The 23,193-nt window shown below is 68.3% G+C and carries 22 protein-coding genes, 1 tRNA gene and 1 pseudogene; 16 read left to right on the top strand and 8 right to left on the bottom strand.

The annotated features are described in order from the left end of the window. The first annotated feature begins 47 nt into the window (after nt 1-47). The 8 genes from AB7E03_RS11975 to AB7E03_RS11940 all read left to right on the top strand — a co-directional run bounded on the left by AB7E03_RS11975 (nt 48) and on the right by AB7E03_RS11940 (nt 7,127). The gene (locus AB7E03_RS11975; RefSeq protein ID WP_489941624.1) at nt 48-1,025 is read left to right on the top strand and encodes a zinc-dependent alcohol dehydrogenase; all 978 of its coding nucleotides are present in this window, start codon (nt 48-50) and stop codon (nt 1,023-1,025) included. Continuing rightward, a complete protein-coding gene (locus AB7E03_RS11970) occupies nt 1,025-1,420 on the top strand; it encodes a 6-pyruvoyl trahydropterin synthase family protein (RefSeq protein WP_489941623.1) in 396 nt (131 codons plus the stop codon). Before AB7E03_RS11975 ends, AB7E03_RS11970 begins: the two co-directional genes overlap by 1 nt. Beyond that, on the top strand, nt 1,417-2,490 hold the full coding sequence (locus AB7E03_RS11965; RefSeq protein ID WP_489941622.1) for a glycosyltransferase family 4 protein: 1,074 nt from the start codon (nt 1,417-1,419) through the stop codon (nt 2,488-2,490). Before AB7E03_RS11970 ends, AB7E03_RS11965 begins: the two co-directional genes overlap by 4 nt. After that, a complete protein-coding gene (locus tag AB7E03_RS11960) occupies nt 2,487-3,305 on the top strand; it encodes an SAM-dependent methyltransferase (protein WP_489941621.1) in 819 nt (272 codons plus the stop codon). The genes AB7E03_RS11965 and AB7E03_RS11960 overlap by 4 nt, the downstream gene beginning before the upstream one ends. Then, nucleotides 3,302-4,384 carry a lysylphosphatidylglycerol synthase transmembrane domain-containing protein gene (locus AB7E03_RS11955; protein ID WP_489942907.1) on the top strand — a complete coding sequence of 361 codons (1,083 nt, stop codon included), beginning with the start codon at nt 3,302-3,304 and terminating at the stop codon, nt 4,382-4,384. The genes AB7E03_RS11960 and AB7E03_RS11955 overlap by 4 nt, the downstream gene beginning before the upstream one ends. Next, nucleotides 4,266-5,009, top strand: a complete 744-nt coding sequence (locus tag AB7E03_RS11950; RefSeq protein WP_489941620.1) for a RibD family protein — start codon at nt 4,266-4,268, stop codon at nt 5,007-5,009. Before AB7E03_RS11955 ends, AB7E03_RS11950 begins: the two co-directional genes overlap by 119 nt. Then, nucleotides 5,006-6,646 carry an alkaline phosphatase family protein gene (locus tag AB7E03_RS11945; protein WP_489941619.1) on the top strand — a complete coding sequence of 547 codons (1,641 nt, stop codon included), beginning with the start codon at nt 5,006-5,008 and terminating at the stop codon, nt 6,644-6,646. Before AB7E03_RS11950 ends, AB7E03_RS11945 begins: the two co-directional genes overlap by 4 nt. A 76-nt stretch (nt 6,647-6,722) precedes the next feature. Beyond that, entirely contained in the window at nt 6,723-7,127 is a 405-nt protein-coding gene (locus AB7E03_RS11940) for a hypothetical protein (protein ID WP_489941618.1), read from the top strand. Between the two features lie 43 nt (nt 7,128-7,170). Here AB7E03_RS11940 and AB7E03_RS11935 read toward each other — a convergent pair whose 3' ends face one another. After that, nucleotides 7,171-8,823, bottom strand: coding sequence for a thiamine pyrophosphate-binding protein (locus AB7E03_RS11935; RefSeq protein WP_489941617.1), 1,653 nt, complete (start codon nt 8,821-8,823; stop codon nt 7,171-7,173). Between the two features lie 139 nt (nt 8,824-8,962). After that, nucleotides 8,963-9,778 (bottom strand): MIP/aquaporin family protein, encoded by an 816-nt coding sequence (locus tag AB7E03_RS11930; protein ID WP_489941616.1) that lies wholly within the window; start codon nt 9,776-9,778, stop codon nt 8,963-8,965. Between the two features lie 182 nt (nt 9,779-9,960). Here AB7E03_RS11930 and AB7E03_RS11925 point away from each other — a divergent pair, with 182 nt between their 5' ends. From AB7E03_RS11925 to AB7E03_RS11915, 3 genes are all read left to right on the top strand, one after another. After that, nucleotides 9,961-10,284, top strand: a complete 324-nt coding sequence (locus tag AB7E03_RS11925) for a hypothetical protein (RefSeq protein WP_489941615.1) — start codon at nt 9,961-9,963, stop codon at nt 10,282-10,284. A gap of 2 nt (nt 10,285-10,286) precedes the next feature. Beyond that, complete coding sequence (locus tag AB7E03_RS11920) at nt 10,287-10,925, top strand: DUF2510 domain-containing protein (RefSeq protein WP_489941614.1); 639 nt, start codon at nt 10,287-10,289, stop codon at nt 10,923-10,925. 300 nt (nt 10,926-11,225) lie between these two features. Further along, nucleotides 11,226-11,314, top strand: a tRNA-Ser gene (locus AB7E03_RS11915). Between the two features lie 41 nt (nt 11,315-11,355). Here the strand turns inward: AB7E03_RS11915 and AB7E03_RS11910 are convergent. Next, a pseudogene (locus AB7E03_RS11910) lies at nt 11,356-11,766 on the bottom strand (tyrosine-type recombinase/integrase); the annotation flags it as partial. Nucleotides 11,767-12,119: 353 nt separating this feature from the next. Here AB7E03_RS11910 and AB7E03_RS11905 point away from each other — a divergent pair. Then, complete coding sequence (locus AB7E03_RS11905) at nt 12,120-12,566, top strand: hypothetical protein (protein ID WP_489941613.1); 447 nt, start codon at nt 12,120-12,122, stop codon at nt 12,564-12,566. A 380-nt stretch (nt 12,567-12,946) separates the two neighbouring features. Further along, nucleotides 12,947-13,777: a hypothetical protein gene (locus tag AB7E03_RS11900; RefSeq protein ID WP_489941612.1), complete on the top strand. Its 831-nt coding sequence runs from the start codon at nt 12,947-12,949 to the stop codon at nt 13,775-13,777. Here the strand turns inward: AB7E03_RS11900 and AB7E03_RS11895 are convergent. Next, nucleotides 13,774-15,399 (bottom strand): DUF8189 domain-containing protein, encoded by a 1,626-nt coding sequence (locus AB7E03_RS11895; protein ID WP_489941611.1) that lies wholly within the window; start codon nt 15,397-15,399, stop codon nt 13,774-13,776. The two genes, AB7E03_RS11900 and AB7E03_RS11895, sit on opposite strands and share 4 nt — an antisense overlap. A gap of 849 nt (nt 15,400-16,248) precedes the next feature. On the opposite strand from AB7E03_RS11895, the gene AB7E03_RS11890 reads away from it, so the two are divergent. After that, a complete protein-coding gene (locus AB7E03_RS11890) occupies nt 16,249-16,662 on the top strand; it encodes a hypothetical protein (protein WP_489941610.1) in 414 nt (137 codons plus the stop codon). Nucleotides 16,663-16,673: 11 nt separating this feature from the next. On the opposite strand, the gene AB7E03_RS11885 is transcribed toward AB7E03_RS11890, so the two are convergent. The 3 genes from AB7E03_RS11885 to AB7E03_RS11875 all read right to left on the bottom strand — a co-directional run bounded on the left by AB7E03_RS11885 (nt 16,674) and on the right by AB7E03_RS11875 (nt 20,202). Continuing rightward, nucleotides 16,674-17,777 carry a hypothetical protein gene (locus AB7E03_RS11885; RefSeq protein ID WP_489941609.1) on the bottom strand — a complete coding sequence of 368 codons (1,104 nt, stop codon included), beginning with the start codon at nt 17,775-17,777 and terminating at the stop codon, nt 16,674-16,676. A 621-nt stretch (nt 17,778-18,398) separates the two neighbouring features. Then, nucleotides 18,399-19,295: a serine hydrolase gene (locus AB7E03_RS11880; protein ID WP_489941608.1), complete on the bottom strand. Its 897-nt coding sequence runs from the start codon at nt 19,293-19,295 to the stop codon at nt 18,399-18,401. Next, complete coding sequence (locus tag AB7E03_RS11875; RefSeq protein ID WP_489941607.1) at nt 19,288-20,202, bottom strand: LysR family transcriptional regulator; 915 nt, start codon at nt 20,200-20,202, stop codon at nt 19,288-19,290. Before AB7E03_RS11875 ends, AB7E03_RS11880 begins: the two co-directional genes overlap by 8 nt. Nucleotides 20,203-20,289: 87 nt before the next feature. On the opposite strand from AB7E03_RS11875, the gene bla reads away from it, so the two are divergent. Further along, entirely contained in the window at nt 20,290-21,216 is a 927-nt protein-coding gene (gene bla / locus AB7E03_RS11870; RefSeq protein WP_489941606.1) for a class A beta-lactamase, read from the top strand. Nucleotides 21,217-21,398: 182 nt separating this feature from the next. Here the strand turns inward: bla and AB7E03_RS11865 are convergent, their stop codons facing one another. Beyond that, a complete protein-coding gene (locus tag AB7E03_RS11865) occupies nt 21,399-22,337 on the bottom strand; it encodes a DUF389 domain-containing protein (RefSeq protein ID WP_489941605.1) in 939 nt (312 codons plus the stop codon). Nucleotides 22,338-22,447: 110 nt separating this feature from the next. Here AB7E03_RS11865 and AB7E03_RS11860 point away from each other — a divergent pair, with 110 nt between their 5' ends. Beyond that, nucleotides 22,448-22,741 (top strand): putative quinol monooxygenase, encoded by a 294-nt coding sequence (locus AB7E03_RS11860; RefSeq protein ID WP_489941604.1) that lies wholly within the window; start codon nt 22,448-22,450, stop codon nt 22,739-22,741. The last annotated feature ends 452 nt before the right edge of the window (nt 22,742-23,193 follow it).

Below are 23,193 nucleotides of genomic sequence, written 5' to 3'. Positions count from 1 at the left end.
TGTGGGCGCCGCAGGTTCACAGCCGCAGGTTCACGGAAGGGGACGACGTGTCGGAGGCCACAGCCTTCTGGATCGAGCGCCCGGGCGTCGGCGCGCTCCGCACGGAGCCGGTTCGCATGCCGGGCGACGGCGAGGTGCTGGTGCGCACCCTCCACACGGGGGTGAGCCGAGGGACCGAGACGACGGTGTTCGGCGGGCTCGTGCCCGCGAGCGAGCACGAGCGGATGCGTGCACCCTTCCAGGAGGGCGACTTCGCCGGGCCGGTCAAGTACGGCTACCTGAACGTCGGTCGCGTCGAGCAGGGGCCGGAGGCGCTCCTGGACCGCATCGTCTTCACCCTGTACCCGCACCAGTCCGCCTTCGTGGTTCCCGAGGCCGCCGTCATCCCGGTTCCGGACGACGTGCCCGCTCGGCGTGCTGTGCTGGCAGGCGCCGTGGAGACCGCGGTCAACGTCCTGTGGGATGCGGCGCCGCTCGTCGGCGACCGGGTCTCGGTGATCGGCGGCGGGATGATCGGGTGCTGCGTCGCTCGGCTGGCCGGCGCAATCCCCGGGGCGGAGGTCACGCTGGTCGACTCGGATCCGGGCCGTCGCGCGGTCGCCGAGCGGCTGGGGGTGCGCTTCGCGGACGCCGACGCGGCTCCGCGCGCGCAGGATCTGGTGGTCGACACGAGTGGAGCGGAGGCGGGGCTGCGGCTCGCGCTCGAGACCGTCGTCGACGAGGGCGTGATCATCGAGGCGAGCTGGTTCGGGGACCGGCCGGTCACCCTCCCGCTCGGGGGCGACTTCCACTCGCGGCGGCTGACGATCCGCTCGAGCCAGGTCGGGTCGGTGTCGCCGCGCCGCCGCGACCGGCGCAGCACGACCGACCGGCTCCGGCTCGCCCTCGACCTGCTCCGGGATCCGGCGTTCGACGTGCTGCTGACCGGGTCGTCCTCCTGGCGCGACCTGCCCGAGGTGATGGCCGGTCTCGCCACGGCGCCGGACGGCGCGCTCTGCCACACCATCGACTGGAGGGATGCCTGATGCCGTACACGGTGACCGTGCGCGACCACATGATGATCGCGCACAGCTTCACGGGAGAGGTCTTCGGGCCGGCGCAGCGGCTGCACGGCGCCACCTTCGTCGTGGATGCGACGTTCGGCGCCGACGAACTGGATGCGGACGGCGTGGTGGTGGACATCGGCCGCGCGTCGGCGGCTCTCGCCGAGATCACCGGATCGCTGACCTACCGCAACCTCGACGAGGACCCGGAGTTCGCCGGGCGCAACACCACGACCGAGGTGCTCTGCCGGGTCGTCGCCGACCGTCTGGCCGAGCGGGTCGCGGCAGGGGAGCTGGGGGCCGGGTCGCCCTCCTCCGTCACTGTGACCCTCCATGAGTCGCACATCGCGTGGGCGAGTTACTCGAGGCCGTTGTGAGCGAGCGTCCTCCGCTGTGGTTCGCGGTTCCCGAGGGGGTCGACGACCCAGCGCGCGTGAGCGGCGGCAACGTCTACGACCGCCGGATCCGCGACGGCCTCCGCGCGGACGGGTGGGAGGTGCGGATGCTGGGCGTCCGCGATGCCGTCGACGGGCTGCAGCGCGCACTCGCGGGAGTGCCGGACGGCGCCCTGCTCCTCGTGGACGGCCTCCTCGCCGGCCGCGAACCGGGCGCGCTGATCCGCCACGGCGACCGGCTGCGGTTCGTGCTGCTGGCGCACATGCCGCCCGGGAATGACGACAGCGCCGCCGCCGACGGGTTACGCAGCGCGTTCCGCGGCGCGCGGCTCGTCATCGCGACGAGCGCCTGGACGCGGTCCGAACTGATCGCGGAGGACGCTGTCGCGCCCGGCCGGATCGTGGTCGCGCATCCAGGTGCCGACATCACCGCCGAGGCCGAGTCCCACCCCTCCGCGGACGGCGGCCGACTGCTCTGCGTCGGGGTCGTCGCGCCGCATAAGGGGCAGGACGTCCTGGTGGAGGCGCTGAGCAGCCTCCGGGACGTGCCCGCCTGGTCGTGCACATTCGCCGGATCGCTCGACGTCGATCCCGATTTCGTGGCCCGCCTGCGGGCAACCGTCGCGGAGACGGGCCTGGCCGAGCGGGTGGACTTCGCCGGGGCGCTGACCGGATCGGCGCTCGACGAGGCGTCCGCCCGCGCCGACCTGCTGGTCGCACCGTCCCGCAGCGAGAGTTTCGGGATGGCGGTCGCCGACGCCCTCGCCTGCGGCATACCCGTGCTGGCATCGGGCGTCGGCGGCATCCCGGAGGCCGTCGCCGGCAACCGGGGGGCTGTGACCGTCCCGCCGGGCGACTCGTGGGCGCTCGAACGGGTGCTGCGTCGGTGGTGGGGCGACCAGGAGTGGCGGGCCGAGCTCACAGCGGCCGCGCGGGAGGGCCGCGGGGCGATGCGGACCTGGGCGGACGCCTCGGCGATCGTCGGGCGGGCACTGCAGGAGGTGGCCCGTGGCCGTCATCCCGGCCGGGTCGGATCGGCGGTGCGCCCGTGAGCGGCGTGCTGGAGGTCAGCAGCGAATGGCTCGCCCTGCGCGAGGCGGAGGACGCCCGCGCGCGCTCACTGCCGCTGGCCGAGGCCGCCGCAGCGCTGCTGCCTCCTGGGCCGGTGACCGTGCACGATCTGGGCAGCGGCACCGGCTCGATGGCGCGCTGGCTGGCGCCCCTGCTTCCCGGGCCGCAGACCTGGGTACTGCACGACTGGAACGCCGACCTCACCGCCCACGCCCAGCGCGGCGACGCGCCACGCGACCGCCACGGCTCGGCGGTGGCGCTCCGCTCCAGCGTCGAGCCGCTCGAGCAGCTGACCGCCGCGCATCTCGCCGCCGGTTCGCTGGTCACCGCCTCCGCGCTCCTCGACGTGCTCACGGCCGGGGAGGCGCACGCCATCGTCGACGCCTGCGTCGCCGCCCGGGTGCCGGCGCTGCTCTCCCTCAGCGTCACCGGAGACGTGGAGCTGCGGCCGCGCGACCCGCGCGACCGGCGGATCGCGACTGCGTTCAATCACCACCAACGACGCGAGGTCGAGGGGCGGCGGCTGCTCGGCCCGTATGCCGGGCGCATCGTCGAAGGGCTGTTCTCGCTCGCCGGCTGGAACGTGCGGCGTGCGCTCACGACCTGGCGGCTCTCCGACCGCGACCCGCGGCTGCTCACCGAGTGGTTCGACGGCTGGGTGGAGGCGGCGGAACAGCAGGACCCGCGCCTCCTGGGCGAGGCGTCCGGCTTCCGCGAGCTCCGTCACGCGCAGCTCCGGCGGGGCGAGTTCTCCGCCGTCGTCTACCACCTCGACCTGTTGGCGTGGCCGCGATGACCCGCCTGGCCGCCGCCGGTGCACGAATCGGGGGGATCGTCCGATCGCGACGCTTCCTGCTGATCGCGCGGTACGTGGTGGCCGGGGCCGCGCTCGCGGCGGTCGTCGTGCGCGTCGGAGCCGGTCCGTTCCTGCACGGGCTGCTGAGCCTCCGTCCGCCGCTCGTCGTCGCGGCGCTCGCGCTCGCCTTCGTCGCGACGGCCGCGGCGGCGTGGCGGTGGCACGTCGTCGCCGGGCGTCTCGGTGTCGGTGTCGGCTGGAAGCGTGCGGTCGGGATGTACTACCGGTCGCAGTTCCTCAACACCGTCCTCCCGGGCGGCGTGCTCGGCGACGTCCATCGGGCGGTCGATCACGGCCGCAGCACCGACAGCTTGGGCAAGGCGGCGCAGGCCGTCGCGGGTGAGCGGATCGCGGGCCAGGTGGTGCAGTTCATCCTCACCGTCGGAGTTCTGTTCGCCGTCGGCGGGACCGTCGGCGGCGTGCTGTTCCCCGGGATCGGGATCGGCCTCGCCGTGCTCGCGGTCGTGGTGGCCGTCGTCACGGCGGTCGTCGCCACCGTGAGCGTCCGCTCCCGCCGCGCGCTCGGACGAGCCGTGAGAGGGATGCGCACCGCTGCGGGAGACCCCTTCGCCTTCCTGCAGATCGTCGCGGCCTCCGTGATCGTCGTCGCCTGTCACGTCGCGACCTTCGCACTCGCGGCGGTCGCGGTCGGAGCGCAGGTCCCACCCGCACGGCTGCTGACGCTGGCCGTCGTCGTGCTGCTTGCAGCCTCCATCCCGGTCAACATCGGCGGCTGGGGTCCGCGCGAAGGCGTCGCCGCGTGGGCGTTCGCCGTCGGCGGCTCCACGGCAGCCACCGGTGTCTCGGCCGCGACCCTGATGGGCGTTCTCGCCATCGTCTCCGTCGTCCCGGGCGTGCTCGTGGCTGCTCTCGCCCCTCTGATCTCGAGGAGGACCTCTCGTGTCCGATCGTCCCTACGTGACCGTCAACTGCGCCGTCTCCCTCGACGGCTACCTCGACTCGGCCGACCCGCCGCGCCTGCAGCTGTCGAACGCGGCCGACTTCGACCGGGTGGATGAGCTGCGCGCTCGCAGCGACGTCATCCTGGTCGGCGCCAGAACCGTGCGCCGCGACAACCCGCGGCTGCTGGTGCGCAGCACCGAGCGGCAGGGCCGGCGCGAGGCGTCGGGTGCCGAGCGCTCGCCCTGGAAGGCGACCGTGACCGCCACCGGCGACCTCGACCCGCAGGCCGCGTTCTTCACCGAAGGCGACTCCCGCAAGCTCGTCTACTGCCCCCGGCAGGAGGAGCGCCGTATCGGCCGGCGCCTCGGCCACGTCGCCGAGGTCGTCGGGCTCGGCGCGGAGGTCCGGATGGCCGACCTGCTCGACGACCTCGGCGGTCGTGGGGTGCGCCGGCTCATGGTGGAGGGAGGCGGCGTGACACTGACGCAGTTCCTCGCGGAGGGGCTGGTCGACGAGCTGACCGTGGCGATTGCGCCCTTCTTCGTCGGCGACCGCCGTGCCCCGCGCTTCGTGGGCGACGCGGTGCTGCCGTGGTCGGCCGAGCGTCATGCGACGCTCGTGGAGGTGCGTCCGATCGACGACGTCGTGCTGCTTCGGTACGCGCTCTCCGACCGGTTCGAGGGGGCGGCCGCCGCGGTGGCGGACCGTCGCCGCGGCGGCGAACAGGGGATGGACGCATGACGCCGGGACGCAGGACGCCCCGCCCCCGCCTCCGCCGGGCTCTCGCCCGGCTGCTCGACGTGCTCTCGGTCGTCGTCGTGGTCCTCGCCACCCTCGCGCCCGGGCTGATCGCCACCGACTCGGCGCTCGCGCTGGTTCGCATCCCGCTGGAGGCCGTTCTGGCCGTCGCGCTGCTGGTACTCCTGCCGTGGCGGACGGCGCGACGCGTGGTCGCCGTGGTCGTCGCCGTCCTGCTGGTGCTCACCGCCCTCCTGAGCGGTCTGGACCGGGCCTTCACCACCACGGTCGGCCGCCCCTTCGACCCGGTGAGCGGCTGGCCCGAGCTGTCCGACGGCTACGGCGTCGTCAGCGACTCCACGGGGCCGGTGGGCGCCGCGGCGCTGCTGGTGCTGGCGGGCGTCGTCATCGTCGCCGCTGTCGCGCTGGTCGCCGCCGCGCTTCTGCGAGTCACGCGCCTCCTCGGCCGGTACCGCCGTGCGGTGCTGATCGCCGCGCCCGCGGTCACTGCCGGCTGGCTGGTCGTCGCGCTGTTCGGCGTGCAACTCGTGCCCGGCGAGCCGGTCGCGGCCGCCGACACCGTCACGACCGGGATCGACAAGACCCGGGAGGCCGTGGCGACCGCGCGAGATCAGGCTGCGCTCGCGCACGCCGCCGGCTCGGACCCCTACGCCACGCTGCCCGGGTCCGACCTCCTCACCGGGTTACGCGGCAAGGACGTGATCGTCGCGTTCGTCGAGAGCTATGGGCAGACGGCCGTCCAGGGGTCCACCTTCTCTCCGGGGGTGGCGGCGGTCCTTCGTCGCGGCAACACGGAGCTCGCCGCGAAGGGATACTCCGAGCGCAGCGCTTTCCTCACCTCCTCGACCTTCGGGGGCATTAGTTGGCTCGCGCACTCGACCCTCCAGACGGGCCTGTGGATCGACTCCCAGCAGAAGTACGACCAGGTCACCGCAAGCGACCGCTTCACCCTCAGCGCGGCATTCCGGAAGGCCGGCTGGCGAACGGTGAGCGACGTCCCCTCCGACACCAAGCCGTGGCCGGTGGGCAGCTCGTTCTACCACTACGAGCAGCAGCTGAACGGAACCAACGTCGGCTACCAGGGTCCGCGGTTCAGTTACGCGCGCGTTCCGGACCAATACACCTGGGCGTACTTCCAGAAGCACGAGTTGGCGAAACCGCACGCGCCGGTCATGGCCGAGATCGACCTCGTGTCCTCGCATACGCCGTGGACGCCGCTGCCCAAGCTGGTGCCCTGGAGTTCGATCGGCGACGGGTCCGTCTACGACCCGCAACCGGCGCAGGGCCTCCCGCCGAGTGTGGTCTGGCAGGACCCGAAGCACGTCCAGCAGCTGTACGGGGAGTCGGTGCAGTACTCGCTGAACTCTCTGTTCTCGTTTTTGACCACGTTCGACGACCCCAACCTGGTGCTCGTCGTACTCGGCGACCACCAGCCCGCCAGCGTGGTGAGCGGCGCGGGCGCCAATCACGACGTCCCGATCAGTGTCATCGCCAAGGACCCGACCGTGATGAGCCGCATCTCGTCCTGGGAGTGGGACCCGGGGATGCTGCCGTCGCGCACGGCGCCGGTGTGGCGGATGGATGCCTTCCGCGATCGGTTCTTCTCCGCTTTCGGGTGAACTATCCGGGAGCGTATCTCGTGTTCTCGATGGGAGGCCTCCATCGCGGGGGCCGAAATGGAAGCAGGTGTCCCTCATGACCGAATGGAGCCGCGGCCCAGTGCTGGCCTTGCGCATCCTCAGCGCGATCCTCCTCGCCCTGGCGGGAGGCATCCATCTCTCCCTGCTCTTCGTCGGAGTGGGCGGCCTGCTCGGCGTGCTCTTCGTGCTCAACGGCATCGCGGGACTGGTGCTCGCGATCGGGATGCTGCTCACGCGGGGCACGCTGCTGCGCATCACGACGGTGCTCAGCCTGTTGTTCCTCATCGCGAGCCTCGCCGCGCTGCTGCTCGCCCTCACGGTCGGGCTGTTCGGGATCACGGAGTCGTGGGACTTCACGCTGGTTCCCCAGACGGTCATCGTCGAGGCGATCGGTATCGTCGTCCTGGCGATCACGACCGTCGTCGTCTCCCGCGCCCCCCGTGCGTCGCGCGTGGCCTGACCACGCTGTCGCGGCGCCGCGCTACCCTCCACTGGAGCAGGCTTCAGCTGTTCACCCGGATGATCTCCTCCTGGTACGGAGCGACGACCGACCCGGAGATGCGCAGGTCGAGCAGCAGGAAGGGGCGCTCGCCGGCGGGTCGCGCGGTCCATTCGCCGAGCGCATCCAGGTCATCGAGGGTGCGGACGACGACTGCCTCCGCTCCCATCGCCCGCGCCACGCCGGCGAAGTCGACTTCGGGGATGAGCATGGGCTCCTGCGCCAGGCCCTTGAGGCCGTAGAGGTTCACCTCGGCCCCGTACGCGCCGTCGTTCCAGACCACCGCGAGGCCGCGGCCTCCTGCGACGCGGATGGCGGATTCGAGGTCGGACAGGGCCATCAGCCCGCCGCCGTCGCCCGTCGTGAGCACCACTGTCGCGTCAGGCACGCCCAGGGCGGCCCCGGCCACGCTCGGGAAGCCGAGGCCGATCGACTGGTACGCGGTACCCACCATGATCATGCGATCCGGGCTGGCGACAGGCCAGTACATGTTCGCCCAGCCGATGAAGTGCCCACCGTCGGAGACGACGACCCGGTTCTCCGGCAGGAGCTCGGCGATGCGAGACGCGGCCGAGCGGGGATCGAGGCGGCCGTCCGCCGCCAGCGGGTCTCCGGGGTCTTGCGTACGTGCCGCGGCGACGTCGACCTGTTCGCGCCAACCGCCGGAGCGCGCGTCCCGTTGCGGGAGACTGTCGAGCAGCCGTCGGGCGATCACATCCGCGTCACCCCGCAGGTAGCTCCTGACCTGCGGATGGGTCGCCGAGGGGGCCACATCCACCTGGATGACCTGGGTATCGGGCGCGAACAGGCTGCCGAAACGCATCGTGAACTGGTTGAGCCCGGCCCCGAACACGACGGCGACATCGGCTGTGCCGACAAGTCGCATCGCCTCCTCGGCGCCGAAGCCGCCCGTGACGCCGAGGTCGTAGCGGGAGTCGGGGAAGACGCCCCGACCGAGGGCGGTCGTCGCCGTCAACGCACCCGTCGCTTCGGCGAGTTCGCCGAGCGTTCGCCCTGCACCTGCCAGCCAGGCACCGCGGCCGGCGAGCAGTAGCGGCCTCTCCGCCTTCGCGAGGGCAGCGGCCGCCGCCTCGATCCGGGCCGATGTGTACGCATCGGTGGGTGAAAGAGGTGCGGGCAGGGAGAGTGCGGGGGCCGACGGGATCGGTCCGGCGTCGGAGGTCGCCACGTCGTACGGGATGGCGAGCACGCTCGGCGACCGATACGCCAGGGCGTGCTCCACAGCGATCGCGGTGGTCGCGACCGCGTCGGCCCGACCCACCGTGTACGTACGGGCCCCCACGGCCGCCGCAAGGGCGACCTGATCGACGTCCCACGGTCGCGGCCCGGAGGTGGGCTCGTCCCCGACGACGAGGATGAGCGGGATGCGCGCTTGAGCCGCCTCGGCCAGCGCCGTCAGCGTGTTCGTGAAACCGGCGCCGTAGGTGACCGTCGCGACGGCGAGGCTCCCGGTGGCGCGATGGAACGCATCGGCGGCGACCACCGCGCCCGCTTCGTGACGCATGGCCGTGTAGCGGACGTCGCCCTGGCGGACCAGCGCGTCGAGGAAGTGGGCGTTGCCGTTGCCCATGACGCCGAAGGCGTGCTGGGTGTGTGCGGCAAGCGCAACGGCGACGTGGGCGGATACCGAGGGCATGCTGAAGCCTTTCGAGACGTACGGAGAACGGATTCCGTATGTGTCTCGCACGCCGGCGCGGGCGGCTTCGTGCCCATTTTTCGAGCACCGGCGACGAGGTCGTCGTCGGACAACGGGATCCTATCGCGGCGCGCTGCCTTCAGGCCTGGCCCGGCCGGTCGAATTCGGTGCCCAGGTCGCCCTGCGCCGCGGCGGAACCACTCCGGCCGCCGCCGTAACCGCGCAGCACGAACGCGAAGCCGACCGCCAGCACGGCGCCGGCCACCGGGCCGGCGACGTAGACCCAGTAGTCGCTGAAGTCGAGAGAGATCAGGTCGGGGCCGAAGGTGCGCGCGGGGTTCATGGACGTTCCCGAGATCGGGCTCGCCCAGAGTCCGGCCAGTGCGATGTAACCACCGACCGCGAGGGCGCCGACGACGCCGATGTTCTGGGCCCCGGAGGCCGTGCCCAGGATGACGCTGACGAGCCCCAGAGTGAGGACCAGCTCCATCCAGAAGGCTTGGACACCGTCGGCGCCCTCGCCCGGATAGTTCGATCCGTACGATGCGGACACCCCGACGACGGCGTGCAGGAACCAGGCCGCGAGTGTCGCCCCGAGCAGCTGCATCGCGATGTAGCCGGGGACACGCCACCACGGGAAGTCCCGCCGGAGCGAGAACGCGAGCGTCACCGCCGGATTCAGGTGGGCGCCGGACACTTTGCCCATGAACAGGATGATCGCCATCACCATGAGCCCCGGGGCGACGACCGCAGCCTGCCGGCTGATGCTGCCGGGGAACGCCTGGCCGATCATCCCTCCGCCCGCGGCGACCAGCACGAGGAAGAACGTCCCGAACAGCTCCGACACGAGCCGCCGCCATTCCTGCTTGGAGTCGCTGAAGTCGGTCATCGGATCGATGACCTCAGTCTGGAACCACTGGTCGAAGCGTCCGCGTAGCTGGGCCTCGCGTGTCATCGCTGCCTCCCTCGTCGGGCGGGCGTTCCCTGGATGCCTGCTCGGGCAGACACTAACCCCGCCCGGACCGCCGCGATAGCACGCACTGCGCCGGGGATTCGGCGACTTCGCGATACGATCGGCAGCATCCACCGGCTCGAACCGAGCTCGGATCCGACGCCTCCTCGACCGACGGGAATCGCATGACCGACAGCCCTGCCCCGCTCTTTCAGCTGCTCGCGGCACAGCTTCTGGAGGACCCCGACCTCGACGTCTCGGTGACCGCGACCGGTCTCCACGTGCACGGGCGACTCTTCGCCTACCAGGACGGAACCGACCTCGTCCTCGATCTGCCCGCCGGCCGCACGAACGACCTCGTGGAGCGGGAGGTCGCCACCCCCGTCCCCGCCGGCCGCAGCGATGCGAAGGGGTCGTGGGTGCGGATCTCAGACCCGGAAGATTGGCCCGAGCTCGCCTCCGAGTCGCACCAGTTCGTCGGGGAGCCGGCCGTCGGCAAGGACTCCTGACGATGACGGACGGCGTCGCCCCGGCACCGGGCTGGTATCCGGACCCGTACGGTTCCGGTGCGGTGCGCTGGTGGGACGGCGTCCGCTGGACGGACCAGCTCGCGTCCCCGCCGCCCGCCCCGGCCGCGCCGGTGTACGGAGCGCCGACGCGCCGGCCGCTACCCGCGGATACGCCGATCTACACCGTCTGGATCTGGCTGGTCGCCGTGCTGCCGCTCCTGAGCGGCCTCCTCCTCTTCCTGCTGCATCCGGAACCGCTGTTCCGCCAGGAGGCGGGGAGCACCACCCTTCACATCACCAACCCGTTCGCCCTCCTCGGCGGACCGATGTACTTCCTCGTGATGGGGATCAACTGGCTGATCGGCGCGGCGCTGATCGTGTTCTCCTGGCTGGACTACCGGGAGCTCGCCCGCCGCGGTGTCGAGCGACCGTTCCACTGGGCGTGGTCGTTCCTCACCCTCGTGTATCCGATCGGCCGCAGCGTCGTCGTCCGCGGTGTCGCCGGTGGGCGTGGCCTCGCCCCGATGTGGGCGGCGATCGCGGCCTACGTCGTCGCTTTCGCGCTGGCCGCCATCTGGACGATCATGCTCGTCGCGCAGATCATCGGCACCGCCTCGCTGAACGTTCCGACTGGCGCATAACCGCACATTCGCCAGCGACTTCCTCTTCCCCGACGGGATTCTGCGAGGTACTCTTTCCTCGTCTTCCCGCCCAGACCCCGCGTCGACGACCACTTCGACTCGTCCGCAGAGGTCACCGGGGGCGGCCTCTTCGGACCCGTGGAGCCACGCACGGCTCCCGACGGGCGCGGAGGCATGTGGACCCGAGGGCATGCTTCCCGCCCGTCACCTCTGTCAGCCGTCCATCCTGAACGGAAGGTGTCAGGACGCTCCGGCATCGTCCGTTATGATGGTCGTCGTGCGTTCGCTCGCGAGCGCGCTGGAGACGTCGCATAGTTCGGCCTAGTGCACCACCCTGCTAAGGTGGAGTCCCCGTAAGGGGACCGAGGGTTCAAATCCCTCCGTCTCCGCCGATCGAAACCCCCGGAATCCCAGCGATTTTGGAGGTTTTTCACGTCGTGGAAGTCGGGCTTGCCCACATTTTGCCCACATCTGTGGCGGAGACGGCCGCCTTCAGGCGCATGGCGACGTCATCGAGGTCGTCGTCGAAGAGGTCAGCATAGAGATCGAGGGTCATCGCGGCGGAGGCGTGCCCGAGCATGCGCTGGACCGCTTTGACGTTGGCGCCGGAGCTGATGGCGAGCGAAGCGGCGGTGTGGCGGAGGTCGTGAAGCGTCATTGGGGGATAGGAAACGTCGCGTCGCTTATGCGTCTTGGGTGTTCCGATCTCGATGACCCCGGCGACCTCGACGGCGTTGACCGTCACTGTGATCCGTCGACGGCGAGGGTCGACGTCGTGAATACGCAGCCCGATCGCTTCACCCCCGACGAGGGCAATCCAAACTGCTACGGCTTCAAGGCTTGCGGCGATGGCCTGAGCTCACTCGCATCAGCAACCCGTGCTGGAGCCAAGCTAGCGCCGGCCACCTCGGAGGGCTACCGGCAACGATCAGCGCGCTACCTATCGGGCGCACCAAACCCGTCGTCTCCGACGTGACGCAACTCGAGGAGCTGTTTGTCCGATCACTCAGGGGCCAGCCCTGGCCGCTCGCTTAGTACAAAGGGAGGATACTCAATACAGCAGTACGCGCTTGACGACGGAACGATGGTCCAATGACGCAACGATTCACGTTCCGGAGACCCCACCATCGAAATCCGCGGCCCAGGGATACCGAAAGGGACTAAGATCCACGTCGGCGAACCGGGAAAGTGACGATGGTTGAACGTATCCCACCTCGAGGCGAGATCCACTACCGCGAACTCTCGCTCATGGAAAATGTGCTACTCAACGGCACGGACGACTGGATCAGCGCGAACGACGTGCGAAATATCGTGTGGTTGTCTCTGGGCGCTCCCGATCGGAACTCCGCGCGTGCTGGCGAGCTCGGATGCATCGCTACCCTCTTCGCGGGTGGTCTCGCCGAGCTTTCGCCGTTTGCGCAGGAGGACTTTCCGAAAGCGTCCAACGCAAAGTTCTGGAACTGGTTGATAGATAGCTGGCGTGAGGGCGAAAGCCACATGGGCTACTTCTACGCTCCGTGGATCGCTCTCACCCGACAAGGTCTGACGAGTGGGGGGAGGGCAGGTGAGAAGCTGGGGTGGAAGTGGCGCTACTCAGAAGAGCGAGATCTCCTCGAATGGGACACCAGCGAATGTAAATAAATGACCCAGCTCCTGGCACGGCTCAGGAACAAACTCACACCAGGCACGGTGAACCAGAGCTGTGAAGCAACGCTTGGTCCTGACGACGTAGTTCGTCAAGCGAATGAGCGAGTCCACGCAGATAGGCGATGGCTCGGTCGCGTCCGCCCCAACGGGACTCGAGCTCTCCGAGTGAGTCAGCCGTGCGCCGGTCTGCCTCGCGCTGAATCCGCTGCTCGGCCCGTTGCACTGCCGTCGCGTCGTGCGCTTGGCGCTGTCTCGCAAACGACACTTCGCGTCGTTTCCGCGTGGCCGAACTTCGAGGTTTTGCCATGCAACCTGGTTTACATCCGACCCCTGTCATTCCGGGCGCAGCAGCGCCTTCCACTTAAAGTGCGTACGTGCATTCGCCTTTGTTGTTCGTTCTGTCTCTCTTTGCTTTGCTCGCAGCCTTTGCTGTTCGTTGTGTCTCTCTTTGCTTTGCTCGCAGCCTTTCTTTCTCTGCCGGTTCGCACTTCCATCTCGTCTCCATCTCTCTCGTTGTCATTCCCGGTTCGAACTCCTACGAGATCTACGTCGTCACCGTGTCCACGCACATCAGGGCTGGTCAGACGGTCAACAGAAAAGGGCGTCATCCGGCGAACGCCAGTGACGACTACTACGGCGATGTGGACACGAACGAAACCAGGATCGGCCCCGGGGGAGCCGTGTGGTTCCGCCTCACGGACATCTTGTCAATCACGACCGTCGTCTTCGAGCACGACGAAGGGGACCCCGACTACTACCGCGACGAGGTCGAAACTTTCGTCGAGGGTGCGTTCGCCGTCGGAAGTGCCTCTATCCAGGAGGAAAGGAACTGTTCGAAAAACGAAGACCTGGTCGACGCGCTATCGATCGGAATCACCTGGTTGCTCGGTTCGGGGGATGACACGATCGAATCGGTCTATACCGTTCTGGAGCTGCCCACCCTGGAGAGATACTCCAGGAAGCCGCTCCTGCACGTGTGCTGGCATCGCGGCCGATGCCGTATCCTCGTGGCCAACATCCTGTCCGCGCCGATCTCTAGAGCCGCCAAAGCCGGACTGGATAACGGGTTACCTCATGCGGGTATACCTCAGGCTGGTGTATTGCCGCGCCGTAGACACGAGGCGGAGTACGAGAACCTCCTGGGTTGTGTTGGCGGCGACGGCCGCCGTGCCCGCGCCAGGAGGTTCTCGTCGGTCTGGTCCTAGAGGATCGGGATCCAGACGCCGAATGATCCTCCGGACGTGCTCTGACTGCTGCCCGTAACAGTGCCATCCGAGGTGTTTCCGTAGACGACGATCAGGCCGCTTTGAGTCTGCTTCGCTGTCACCGCTGTCACGACGGATGCACCCGTTCCGATTTCGGCCCATCCAGCTGCAGACGTCTGCCCAGGCGTGATCACGGTTCCCTTCACGCTCTTGTCGCTGACGCTTGCGTAAAGCGCGAGCGCCCCAGTCGACAGAGGAATGAGGGAGGGAGTGGACACGAGCGTAGCTCCACCGTTGCCGTAATTGACCCACGCGCCGAATGACTGCCCTGCTGCAGGCTGTGTTACTCCAGCCAGCGTTCCAGCCGCGATGGCGTACACGCTGATGCGTCCGTCTGTTCCGACGGAGACGATTGGCTCGCCGTCGATTCCTGCGCCGCTGGAACCGATTCCAGACCAGGTCTGGAAGTTTCCCCCGGCGGCGGTCTGTCCGCTTCCGTAGATGTGTCCATCAGTGCTGCGAGAGTAGATGACCATCCGGCCATCCGCGAGCTGAACGACTGCGGGGCGTAGTTTCAGGCCGATCGGCGAACTCCCGATCGCCTGCCAGGTACCGAAATTTCCGCCCGGACTCGTTTGGGCGACACCCGCAACGGTCTGTCCGGCAGTAGTCGCATAGATCGCGATGACACCCGACTGGAGCTGGAGGGCCGCTGGGTCGCTGGCAATGCCTCCGCCGTTGGCTCCAACTGTTTGCCACGGAGAGAAGTTTTCGCCGGGAGCAGTTTGGCTCGTGCCGACGATCGTTCCTGCGGTTGTGCGTGCGTATGCCGCGATCAGGCCAGCGTTCGTTCGAATTACGGCAGGTCGACCAACGAGAGACCCGTTGCTGCCGCCAATGAGTTGCCAGCCAGCGAAATTACCGCCCGCGGACTGCTGGGTGGCACCCCAGAGATTGCCGTCGCTGCGAACGGTGTAAAGCGCAAGCTGCCCCGAGGGGAGCACCAGCGGTGTGACGCCATTGGCAGCTGGAAGGGATCCGGGCGTAGTGGTGTTGATATTGCGTAGTTGGCCGGTGCTGGCTGCGAGGTCGACGTGTTGGTGGTCGCAGTCGTCGGCGAAGCGAGAGATGTTACCGAGGGACGGCATCGCGTAGTTGCCGCAGTAGACGCCTCTGGCTCCCGAATTGTTGGCGATCTGGCCTGCGCGTGAGCCGGCGGGGAGGAAGGTGTCTAGGAAGGTCAGCAGGCCGGAGGACGCGGCGTCGTTTCCACGGGTCCTGTCCCCGCCTACGTAAGTGATATCGACGGCGTTGACGTTGCCGTACGGCACACAGTGGTAAGAGGAGGGGTTGCTAGTGCACGTCGCCGTTCCGTCGTTGGCACACCGGCGGCTGAGGTCGCTGATCTGCACTGACCCGTATCGGCGGATGATGATCACCAGCATCTGCAGGGTGCGGGCATCGATGCCGCATCCGGGGTTTTGCGATATCGACCCGTCGGCGATCGGCTGGATCTCTTTGGGGATGATGTCGGCTTCGGCCATCTCGACGATGAACTTGTTGGCCTTGTTGTCGGCGATGAGCTGGGCCGCGGCGCCGGCCGCGCTTGCCGGCACGCCCACGCAGGGAGCCCCGCAGTCGGCAGCCTGGGCGGCTGTTGGGACCGATATCGTGAGTCCGGCAACGGCCAGGGCAACGGCGGTGACGATTGACGCGAAGGTTTGACGCAGCCGCCCCCGAGGTCGTGGTGTTCTCATTCGGTGTCTTTCTGGTGAGCTGGAGATCGCGAGCGGCTAAGTGGGATCAGTCGTTGGCCACGGGGACGTGGGCGAGGGTGTCACAGGCGGCGGCGGCGGCGTGCGAGTCATCAATGGTTTGCTGCGGGCCCTGCCCGGTATTCGGGTCGATTGGGTGGTCTCGTACAAACGTCAGACGCGTGGCGAGCGGTGCCCACTTGGAGTCGATCGCGGCTGCCTGCACTGCCAGGGGGGTAGCGACAGCGACCCGATCCGCGGAGAGGCCTGGGCGGATGGCCTCACACGCCTTGACGGCGAGAGCGGCGGCGTCGCTGGGCGTCGAACTCTTAGGCGCTGGTGTCGAGTTCGTGTTTGTCGAGGTTGGCGTGCTGCTCGTCGGGGGTGCCGAAGGACGCGGCGACGCAGACGCTGATGAATGCCTCGGACTGGAGGAAGAGCCCGTGCGTTGGTAGTTAGATTCTTGCGATGGAGAGCAGCCGGTGACACCCAGAGTCAAAGCGATCGCCAGCAGGGTCGCACTCGCACACGTGCGCCCGCTCACGGACACACTCCAGCAGAAACGCGCCTCAACATCCCCAAAGATCCCCCAAATTGGCTGGTCGATCGCTCGTCGACCAACAACGCGAAAGCTGTATGACACTAGCAGGGCGTGCGTCGTCACCGGTGACGTTCAGTACCAGGTATGTCGGCAAGCAGTACCCTTCAGTACTCGAGGTGAGAGAGCACAAGGGCAGCGGACCGCGATTCACTCGAAAGGCTTTGCCTGCCCGAGGCGGCAACGCGCCCGCAGCCAAGTATCGAATCGCTGATCAGATGGCGTGCTTGCAGACCGGTCGTCGTGGGGTGCCGCATGACCTCGTCGCGTTTGTCGAAGGGGAGCCCAGCTCCATTTCCGCATGGCTCAACGGTATCCGGGCTCCTGACACCACTCCCCTGCGCCGTCAGCGGGCCGAGGTGACGCTCGCGCTGCTGTCCCTGGCCATCGGATGCGCGTCGCGCTTTCGGTGCACGCTTCCGGGCGGTGGTGACCGCGTCGCGCGGGTGTCAGGCCGGGTCTGCTGCGGCGGTGAGTCGGGCGTCGATCACTTTGCGCGGGCAGCGGCCAAGGTGATGCTCGCGCCGCCTTAGGCGTTGGGGCCTCAACCGGTCTTGGCCGGGTGGTTCGCTACCCACTCCACGACGTCTGCACAGGCCTGCGGGTCCTGGCCGTTGCCGCGGAACTGTATCCAGGTATCGCCGACGAGCGTGTCCGCGACGCCCTCTGTGACGCCGCCGGACGTCGCGCTCCAGACGAGCGCGGGTACCGCTTGATCCTTCACCGTGATGGTCGCGCCGGACGCCGTCGGGTTCGCTGCGAGCACCGCCGAGCGCTCCACCGCGTATTCGTCGGTTGCGCCGTGCAGCACCGAGACGCTCCCGAGGTGACCGAAGCCCTCGACGTCATCGGATTGGAACTGGCAGACGCTCAGACGATCGATGAACAACGGCGCGTCATCGATCCGGAACATCACCTCGATGCCCCCGTTCGCAACCGACTGAAGGCCGAGGGCCGACTTCATGTGCGCCAGGAGATCCGCGTCCTCGCAGCCGATGTCCTTCATCGCCGGCAACAGCGGCGCGCCCGCGACGGCGTTCGCCGTCACAGGCAGCATGCGCTGGACGATGTCGTGGAACACCTGCTCGGTGAACCCGGCGCCGGCCCCGGCCGATACCTCGACCGCGAGCCAGGCCTCGGCGACGAGCACATTCGTCTGGCAGAAGGAGCTCGTGGTGAAGTCGCAATCGCCGCCGCGGGACTCGCCGCCTTCGTAGGGGGCGCCCGGCGTGGATCCGTGCTCGCCGGACAGGATCGCCCACGCCTTCGTCGCATGCGGCAGGATCCGCACCTTCAGGGAGGCGGTGCCGGCCGTCCAGGTGCAGGCGCCCCCGCCCGCCGCGGGGAGAGCGAGGGGTCCGCGCGCGGCCTCTGTGTCGGTCACAGACTCGTGGTCCTCCGACGGAGCCGCCGCGGGCCCGAGCAGGGTCGTGAGGTCGCTCGGGCTCACCAGCGCTCCGCAGTCGAGCGTCAGCGATGTCGGCGCTGCGGTCGCGGTCGGGGCTGCAGTCCCGCTCGATTCCGGGCGCGAAGTACTCACCGCCGCGCCCGGAGTGCAGCCGCTCAGCGCCAACGGAACGATCAGTGCCAGTGCGGCCAGCGGGAGCGCGGACGGCGCGCCCATCCTGCGCAGCGATCGAGGCGGCATGTGCGGCGCTCCTCTCCCCGGGTGAGAGGACTATAGCGGCCCAGCCCCCGCCGCGGCACGCCAAAAGGCGCCTCCCGTACGGGAGACGCCCTCTCGTTCAGGACCGTGTGGCGGCCGGACTCAGAAGTCCATGCCACCGCCATGATCTGCCACCCTCCGTCTATCTTCCGATGCCGCGGTCTTAATCGGGCCCGGTCGCGGGCTTGTAGGGCTTTGCGGGTTCGACCTTTGTCGGCAGCGGCGCCCCTGCCTGTGATGCGCTCAGGCCGGTCTGCGCGACATAGTATTTGCCCACCTTAGTGCCGACGCTTGGTCGAGATCACGAGAGAACTATTGAGGTCACGCTGTTCTGATTGGTCGCGAAATCACGCGGATCTCCGCCAGATGCGACACCTCTGGGGGTCCCAGAAAAGAGTTCAAATCCCTCCGTCTCCGCTCACCGAACCCCCGGAATCTCAGTGATTCTGGGGGTTTTTCTGCCCAGGCCTGCCCACACACCACAAAACCCCACAACTGAGCCGACCTCGGTCTTCGCGGAGATGGGTCGACCCATTCGCCTCATCAGGTCGTCACAGTCACGGAGGCGAGGACCTTCGAGTGGCCTTCTACGCGCTCAGTCGCCTACGCCCGCAGCCATTCGTGGAGCTGGCGGGTGGCCGCGCCGAGCGCTGCTTCGGCAGCCGGCTGGGTAGAGGCGGGAACAATCGAGGTGCTGAGCGCGACGACGACGAAACGTGAGCCGTCGCGGTGTTCGAGGACGCCGGCTTCGTGCCGAAGGTTCAGGAGGGTGCCGGTCTTCGAGGACCATCGCGCGTCATCGGACGCCAGGTCCGGTGCCAGCCGGTGACGTAACATGTTGCCGCCCAGGTGCTCGCGGAGGCGTGCGCCAGCTTCGTGGCTCACCCCTCGCTCGTTCCAGATCGCGACCAAGAGGTCCGCGAATCCGCGAGCCGTCAGCGTGTTGGTCCTCGCTATGTCGAGCTGGCGTATGGGGTGGCCCTGCGTGGGGGTGCTGGCCCGGATCGCCAGCGCCTGTGCCAAGTGGGCCTCGGCAGGAGCGAACCGCTCGAGTGGCGTGTCGCTGAGCTCGGAGAACGGGTGCCGCACCGTGATTCCGCGGATCCCCATGCGGTTGAGATCAGCCATCACCTCATCGGCCGGCACGAGCCGCAGCAGGGCATCGGCGGCGCCGTTGTCGCTGATCGTGAGGGCGAGGGACACAAGGTCATCGACGGCGATGGTCGCGGGATGGCGGAACCTGCCGGTGCCCGGGGTGCTTTCGGCCGGATCCCCTGGAGGGACCGTCACCTGCATGCCGCCGTCGATGCGCCCGTCAGCGACGCGTTCGAGCACGGAGAGAGCGATCGGCAGCTTGGCGAGTGAGGCCGCGGGGGTGACGACATCATCGTCGATGGTGATCTGCTGGCCGGAGTCGAGCTCGCGCACGACGATGGAGGCGCGCAGACCCGCCTCGGCCAGTTGGGCCCGGACGCCCGCTATCCGTCGTTCGTCACGCATCCGCGGTCTCCGGATCCCGCGAAACGACCTTCGCTCCGAGCGCGCCGGCGATTTCGTCCTCGAGGTTCTCGCGAACCGCACGCACGTCGTGGGCGCTGTCGCCCGCGAGTGTGAAGCCGCGGTTGAGGTCCAGCCCGGTGAAGGGGCGCCAGTGGAGCCCGAGATCGAGTGATTCGGCTTCCGTGCAGAGGAGCAGGTCGCCCTCGGCGAGCACTGCTGCGAGGGCTGACGTGGTCGAGGTGTCGACCTGGATCTGACCGGGGATGAGTCCGCCGGCGAATGCAGCCCGAGTGAGGACGTCGCGGATGTGAGGCAGATCGTCTTCGGGGCCGATATGGATGGATGAGCCGGCGATACCGTCTCGCGGCGCCCGTATGTGCCGGCTCGGACGCAGGCTTGCCAGTCGCAGCGGGCGATCGGAGGGGCGCCTACCGGCCGCCCCGAGTTCTGCGACCCAGAGGGCCTCGTCGGAGGGCACGGCCAGCGCGGCGACGCGCACGCTCAGCGTGGAGATGAGCTGTGCGCGGCGTTGAGGCGGCGCCCCCACGAATTCGATGCGGAGCCCTGCCTCTCTGGCAGCGGCGTCTGCGACGGCCAGGTCGCGGGTCGTGCAATCCTCTGGAACGCCGATCGTCACCGGTCGAAGCCGCGCCCGCTCGACATCGAGCTCGAGTTCATCGGCCAGCAGCACCAATCGGCGGGCCGCCCCCAGCACGTCGCGCCCGAACGGAGTGAGCACGGCTGCACGGGCGTTTCGTTCAAGCAGCGGCGAACCGAAATGCTTCTCCAGCGCCAGGATGCGTCTGCTCGCCACGGACTGGGCGATTCGCAAGGCGGCGGCTGCACGGGTGACCGATCCACGCTCGTCGACCTCGAGTAGCACCCGGCAGGCCGCGACCATATCCATCGTTGCAGCCTAGATCAATGCGCTTTGCGCATGGTTCGGCGCGAAACGGTCTTCGACGGGATGTCCGCAACGAGTGAGGCTGGGCCCATGAGACCTCGCAATCGAATCCTCCGCATCTCCCTGGCAGCTCTGACTGCGACACTCGCCGCCGTCCCGTTGTCGACCGCCGTCCTGGCTCCCGCCGATGCCGTTTCCGCGGTCAGCGACGCCCCGCAGGTGTCAGGCTCTGCCGCTACCGCACGGGCCTTCGCCGCACTCGAACGCTCCCATGACGCGACTCTCGGTGTGCAGGCGGTCGACACCGGCACCGGCCGCAGTGCGTCCTACCGTCCTGATGTGCGCTTCCCCTTCGCCTCGTCCAACAAAGTCTTCATCGCAGCGGCCGTACTGGCGCGCTCCTCGGGTTCCGAGCTCGACACCGTCGTCCACTACACGCAAGGCGATCTGCTGGACTACGCGCCGATCACGAGTCGGTTCGTCGATTCCGGCATGACCGTGCGCGAGCTGCTCGACGCCATGCTCCGTTTCAGCGACAACACGGCAGCGAACCTGCTCGTCGCTCGGCTCGGGGGACCCCAGTCGGTCGAGCAGTGGCTGCGCAGCATCGGCGATCGGACCACGAATGTCGACCGCGTGGAGCCCGAATTGAACGAAGCCGTGCCCGGCGACCCGCGCGACACGACCACTCCAGCCCAGTTCGCCTCCGACCTGCGCGAGGTCGTTCTGGACCGGACCCTGGATACCGCCGATCGCGTCCTGCTTCGCAACACGATGCTGGACAACACGACCGGGGACGCCACGATCCGTGCCGGCGTCGACGCCGCGTGGCCCGTGGCCGACAAAACAGGCACGGGAGAGTATGGCGTCCGCGCGGACATCGCCGTCGTCTACCCGATCGGCCGCGCACCGGTCATCGTCGTCACTTTCTCGCGCAAGGACACCCCCGACGCTGTGCCGGACAACGCTCTCCTGGCCGAAGCGACCAGGATCGCGGTGGCGGCGCTTCGTCGCTGAGGCGCTGTGCCCCGTCCCGGACGAGGGCCGCCGCTACTACCCCTGGCCGGGCGTATCGTACGTGCCGTTGTCTGACGCTGAGCCTGCACGGTGGGCGCTTATCGCCCGACGAGATCGCATGCGCCCGATCGTCAACGACTTCGTTCAGGTCGCCCGTCGACTCAGAGCGAGTGTGCCGGGGATCACCCGGTGATCGCCTGTGCTGCTCGCCGTCGCTGGATCACGCGCTGCACAATCAGGGTCGCCACCCCGCCGAGTGTGATCGCAGCGAGGTTGATGACCAACTGGATGAGCGCACCGACGGACTGCTCGGTGGCCCCGTAAGCGAGGGCGACAGCGGCGTTCGCGGCGGCCGGAATCGTCGTCACCGAGATCAGCACTCCGATGAGGGCGCCCGACTTCGCGGTGGACAGAGACAGTAGGCCGGCGATGCCGGCGAGGAAACCGACCACCCAGCTGAGCACGTTCGGTCTCCAGATGAAATCAGTCAGAGGCCGGGAGCGCAGCAGGTCGGCGGGTGACATCAGGTGCAGCACTGTGAGCAGCAAGGTGAACAGGATGGTGATCACGATAGCAACGGCGAACCCGACGGCGAGTGCGAGGACGGATTGAGCGATCATCCGGCGTCGCCACCGCACGATGCCCACTGAGAGCGCAGCAAGCGGGCCGAAGTCTGGGCCGACGACCATCGCGCCGACGATGAGGATGGGTTCGTCGAAGACCACACCGATCGCACCGATCATGGTGGCGACGGACATGAACGTCAGGAAGGTGGGAGAGAGGCTGGTCTCTTCATGAGTGCGCTGCTCGATCTCTTGCCACACAACCGCGTCCGCGGCGTGCCCGGGGGCGGCGCGGCTTGCGCGCTTCGCCGCATCCGAGATCTCGATGCCGATGTCGTCGACGGAGATCGAGCCCTCGTGCTGCACCCCGAGCTGCTGAAGTTGGTCGAGCAGGATGCTCAACCCTTCGCGGGCGACATCGCAGAGCACCAGGTCGCCTGCAGGTCGGGTGGCTGCATCCGGGATGCGAACGATGTTGGTCGTCGCCACGTTGTCCTGGAGGATCGTGAGCACCTGGTCGACGAGGGTGGCGGGGGCGATGATTCGCAGATGCTGCACGTGGCCAGTGTCACCGCAATCGAGCCGCGCGCCTGGCGATCGGGGGCGTGTCGGTGAACGAGGCCGCGCGTGCGTCCCGTGAGCGTCGTCCTGGTGCTAGCGTCGCCCGCATGACTGTCACCTCCCTCCTCGACATGCGCTTTGCGGCCGACCACCTCGAGGACGGACCGCGCGCGCTGCTCGACATCCTCGCGGACACGCGCGCGTTCGACGGCTGCCTTGGGGTGCAGATCGTCACGGACGTCACCGACCCCGCACACGTGATTGCGGTCGAGCATTGGGAGTCGTTCGAGCATGACGAGGCCTACCGCGCCTGGCGGGCTGGGCCCGGCGCTTCCGGACTGGGCGACTACTTGGCCGGGCCGCCAGTACTGACACGGTTCACGGACGTCGTCTCGCTGTGACTTTTGATGGACTGGTTCTGCCGGTCGCATCGGTGTTAGCGAGGGTCTCTATGTCGGGGGACGTCGGCTACGCATGGGCGTGGTGACGGGATGAGAATTCTCCCTTGGGTCCCGATAGGTATTTACGCGGTTGCAGCAGGTCTCGGTCTCGCGGGTCTGTTCACCGGCGTGTCGAGCGTGCTCCTGAACAGCGGGGTTCTCATCCTTGCTGCGGTCTTCTTTGCTCTGTCGTTGGCGGCTTCATACTTCACGGTTAGAGGAGACACGCGGCCTACATCGAGCGCTTTAATCGGGCAGCTATTCGCCATAGGTTTTTGGGGCGGTTCTCGCTTTTTCCGCGTAAGTTTCCTGGTGCTGGCAACAACTGCTGTGCTTACGTTCTCCGCCGGAGCAGTCGTCCTGCCCCGCGGGACGATGGTTGAAAAGGTCGGAAACACGTACTCCAGAGCCGA

It is taken from the genome of Leifsonia sp. RCC_180, from assembly GCF_058138205.1.
Note: the sequence above shows the minus strand (reverse complement) of the source record. Positions and strands in the feature narration are given on the sequence as shown.